Raw genomic sequence first — 2,816 nt, forward strand, 5'->3', positions numbered from 1 at the left:
GCTGTCCTACGCTGGCTGGACCACCCAGTCGTACGGCACGTACGGCTACCTGAGCCGTCGAGACGGCGGCCGAGGAGCACCGCACCGCCCTCGGCGGCGTGTGGGAGCCCTGGCCGGGAGCCGGACCGGACGCCACCGCCCACCCCGGCGAGGACGCCGCAGCCCCCGCCCCGACCGCCCCGGCCGCCGGGCCCGGCGACGTCCTCGACCTGCTCCAGGAGGCGGCAGCCGCCGCGCACACCGACGCCCTCGCGCACGACGGAGACCTCGGCCGCCTCCTCGCGGCGCTCGCCGTCTCCCGCACCTACCTCGCCCAGGACCTCGGCGCCGCGCTCGGGACGCAGGCCGTCCTCCTGCCCGCCGCCCCGCTGCCCGTCCCCGACCGCCTCGACCCCGACACCTCCCGCGCCCTGGACGCCGCCCGGTACGCCCTGGAGGTCGTCGCTGCGCGCACCGCGGGCGAGGTGCGCGCCGCCGCCGTCGCGCGGGCCGGCCACCTGCAGGAGGTCGCCTCCGCCGTCGCCCCGGAGGAGGACCGGCGCGAGGTCGCCTACGACATCACCGCCGCCCGGGAGGCCGGGGAGCGGGACCTCGCGGCGCTGGCCGAGCTCGACGTCGTGCGCGCCTACGTCGCCCTCCTCGGCACCGCCGACACCGGCCGCGAGGACGTCCTCGCGGCCGCCGTCCACGCCGCCGGCGAGGCCCGTCGGTGGGGTGCGACACTCCCGCCGCTGCCCGGCTTGTCCTGACCGCGGAACGGCGGCCGCCGCCGGGTAAGGTGTTGGAGTTCCGGACCCCGAGCCCCAGGAGAGCACCATGCGCCGCCCGTCGGAGGTCGCAGCCACGCTGCGCACCGTCCTCGAGCCGGTCGTCACCGACGCCGGCCTCTTCCTCGAGGACGTGACCGTCGGGGCGGCCGGCCGCCGCAGCGTCGTCCGGGTCGTCGTCGACCTGCCCGACGGCCCCGGCGGCGTCGGCTCCGACACCCTCGCGGACGTGTCCCGGGAGATCTCCACCGCACTGGACGAGGTCGACGTCGTCCGCGGCGCCTACACCCTGGAGGTCTCCACTCCCGGGGTGGGCCGACCGCTGACGACGGCGCGTCACTTCCGGCGTGCCCAGGGCCGGCTGGTGCGGCTGCGGACCACGTCCGGGCCGGTGCGCGGCCGGGTCGTCGAGGTCGCCGGTGAGGACGTCGTCGTCGACACTGAGGGCGCACGCCGGGTCGTGGCACTCACGGACATCACCTCGGGCGCCGTCGAGCCCGAGCTGGGGCGGCCGGCGCAGGGCGCCGGCGAGGGCTGAGGAGGACACATGGACATCGACATGGCGGCGCTGCGCCTCATCGAGAGCGAGCGCGAGATCCCCCTCGACGTGCTGGTGGAGGCGATCGAGGAGGCGCTCCTGCTCGCCTACCACCGCACCCCCGGTGCCGCGGAGAAGGCCCGCGTGGAGGTCGACCGGCGCACCGGGCGGGTCACCGTCCTGGCCACCGAGCTCGACGAGGTGGGCAACCCGCTCGGGGAGTACGACGACACCCCCAGCGGCTTCGGCCGGATCGCCACCGCCACCGCCCGCAGCGTCATCGTCCAGCGCCTGCGCGACGCCGAGGACGAGCAGGTCATGGGCAACCTGCGGGACAAGGCCGGCACCATCATCGCCGGCGTCGTCCAGCAGGGCCGCGACCCCCGCACCGTGCTCGTCGACATCGGCGACCTCGAGGCCGTGCTGCCCGCCCACGAGCAGGTGCCCACCGAGACCTACCGGCACGGGGACCGGCTGCGCGCCTACGTCCTGGACGTCAGCCGCGGCGCCAAGGGCCCCTCGGTCACCCTCTCGCGGACCCACCCCGGCCTGGTGCGCGAGCTGTTCGCGCTCGAGGTGCCGGAGGTCGCCGACGGCACCGTGGAGATCAAGGCACTGGCCCGCGAGGCGGGGCACCGCACCAAGATCGCGGTCGCCACGTCGGTCCCCGGTCTCAACGCCAAGGGAGCCTGCATCGGCCCGATGGGCCAGCGGGTGCGCGCGGTGATGAACGAGCTGGGCGGGGAGAAGATCGACATCGTCGACTACAGCGACGACCCGGCCCGGTTCGTGGCGAACGCCCTGTCCCCGGCACGCGTGACGAGCGTGGAGATCGTCGACCCGGACGAGCGTTCCGCACGTGTGGTCGTCCCCGACTTCCAGCTCTCGCTGGCGATCGGCAAGGAGGGGCAGAACGCCCGCCTCGCCGCGCGGCTCACCGGCTGGCGGATCGACATCCACGCCGACACCGAGGACGAGCAGGACGGCGCCTGACCGCCCGTCGCCGGCGCCGTGGGCGGCCCCGTGACCGCGCCCTGCGCGGCCCTGTGAGGAAACACACCGCCGCCCGCACCACCGCCCGTCGGTGTCCCCGACGCGCGTCTGGGGGTAGACTTGCGGACGGGCCACGGCCCGGTATCTCATCATGACGTCTCCTTCTCCCCAACCTCCCGGCCAGGGACAGGTGCGTACCTGCGTGGGATGCCGAGCCAAGGCTCCACGGTCCGCCCTCGTGCGGGTCGTCCTGGTCCCCCACACGCAGCGTGCGGTGGTGGACGAACGGACGGACGCGCCGGGGCGGGGGGCCTGGTTGCATGCAGACCGGGCCTGCCTGGACCGTGCCGAGCGGCGACGGGCTCTGCCCCGTGCCCTGCGAAGTGCAGGGCCGGTGGATCTCACCGCCGTCACGGAATGGTTCAGCACACTGCCGAGTCAGACCTGACCCGGCGAGTCATCGACGAAGAAAGCGGGTTGGAAGCCGATGGGCACCCGATGAGTACCCAGCGATGAGC

The 2,816-nt window shown here is 75.0% G+C and carries 4 protein-coding genes; all 4 read left to right on the forward strand.

Translation table 11 applies throughout. The features are described 5' to 3' along the window. The first annotated feature begins 98 nt into the window (after positions 1–98). The 4 genes from Q0195_RS07770 (at position 99) to Q0195_RS07785 (ending at position 2,746) form a co-directional block, all read left to right on the forward strand. Entirely contained in the window at positions 99–749 is a 651-nt protein-coding gene (locus tag Q0195_RS07770) for a hypothetical protein (RefSeq protein ID WP_299276721.1), read from the forward strand. Between the two features lie 67 nt (positions 750–816). Then, positions 817–1,305: a ribosome maturation factor RimP gene (gene rimP / locus Q0195_RS07775; protein WP_299276723.1), complete on the forward strand. Its 489-nt coding sequence runs from the start codon at positions 817–819 to the stop codon at positions 1,303–1,305. A 9-nt stretch (positions 1,306–1,314) separates the two neighbouring features. Then, positions 1,315–2,298 carry a transcription termination factor NusA gene (gene nusA / locus Q0195_RS07780; RefSeq protein WP_299276726.1) on the forward strand — a complete coding sequence of 328 codons (984 nt, stop codon included), beginning with the start codon at positions 1,315–1,317 and terminating at the stop codon, positions 2,296–2,298. 151 nt (positions 2,299–2,449) lie between these two features. After that, positions 2,450–2,746 carry a YlxR family protein gene (locus Q0195_RS07785; protein WP_299276729.1) on the forward strand — a complete coding sequence of 99 codons (297 nt, stop codon included), beginning with the start codon at positions 2,450–2,452 and terminating at the stop codon, positions 2,744–2,746. The last annotated feature ends 70 nt before the right edge of the window (positions 2,747–2,816 follow it).

Origin of the sequence: uncultured Georgenia sp., from assembly GCF_937958535.1 — a bacterium.
In the GTDB taxonomy this organism is placed as follows: domain Bacteria; phylum Actinomycetota; class Actinomycetes; order Actinomycetales; family Actinomycetaceae; genus Oceanitalea.